1 protein-coding gene is annotated in these 1,013 nt (G+C 56.6%); it reads left to right on the top strand.

Going from position 1 to position 1,013, the window contains the following annotated elements; translation table 11 throughout:
• Positions 1-433: 433 nt before the first annotated feature.
• Positions 434-1,013 (top strand): porin (locus H6A60_RS11700; RefSeq protein WP_205104814.1); only part of this gene is annotated, 580 nt, incomplete at its 3' end.

Here is a 1,013-nt window from a genome sequence, read left to right as displayed (position 1 = left end):
TGTCCCTCGGACTACAAATGAGGGAAGCCGCATCCATTCAGACGGCTTTGCCGGATGAATGGGTGCGGAGGCTTCACGATATAAACACCCTATCGGGGAAACCCGATAGCAAACGAAAGTGTGTGTTTTAAACAACACTTTTTTGTGGTATTTCCGCGGTTTTTGTGCAATTTCCCGAAGTTTGGTTAGGATATGCCCTCTCGATGCGGCTATCATCCAAAATGATCTCAAAGCGCACGGGATTGTGCTTCGAGCTCAACTTGAAGCGTGCGGACAGACGAAGTTCGACGCGGGCCGCTCAGGCCCATCGAAGGAGTCGCGTCAGTTTTGGCGCTTTGAACAAGCATCAACAAATTTCAGCCGTTGCGGGCTTGGATCGCTTGCTTTGATTGCAGGCAACCGCACGGTTGGTTTCATTAGTAGAAGAAGTACCATGAAGAAGACTCTTCTTGCACTCGCCCTTATGGGCGCTATGGCCGGCACGGCATCTGCCGATCAGGTGACGATGTACGGCAGTATCGACCTCGGTCTTGATTTCACGTCCATCGCGGGCGACCACAACCCCGCTCTCGAAGGCGTCAGCGACAGCACGCTTACGATGGGTTCCGGCCAGAACTCCGGCAACCGCTTCGGCCTCAAGGGCACGGAAGACCTCGGCAACGGCGTGACGGTCGGCTTCGTTCTTGAAAACGGCTTCAACGCTGACGACGGCACGATGGGCCAGTCCAACCGCCTCTTCGGCCGTGAAGCGCAGCTCTATGTTCAGACGCAGTACGGCACGCTCGCCTTCGGCCGTATGTCCATGCTCTCGCTCGACGCCGGTTCGTACGGCATCGGCGGCAACCTCAGCGCGTTCGGTACGGGCTGGGGCAGCTACATCGGCAACCAGGCGCTCGTCTTTGCGACGTCCGCCGGTCGTGCCGACAACATGATCACCTACAAGTCGCCGACGATGTACGGCGTGACGGTGTACGGCCAGTATTCGTTTGAAGTCAACACGAAGGATTCGAACT

It is taken from the genome of Sutterella massiliensis (assembly GCF_016899755.1).
Taxonomy (GTDB): domain Bacteria; phylum Pseudomonadota; class Gammaproteobacteria; order Burkholderiales; family Burkholderiaceae_F; genus Sutterella; species Sutterella massiliensis.
The sequence above is the reverse complement of the archived record's forward strand: the minus strand, read 5'-3'. Positions and strand labels throughout refer to the sequence as shown.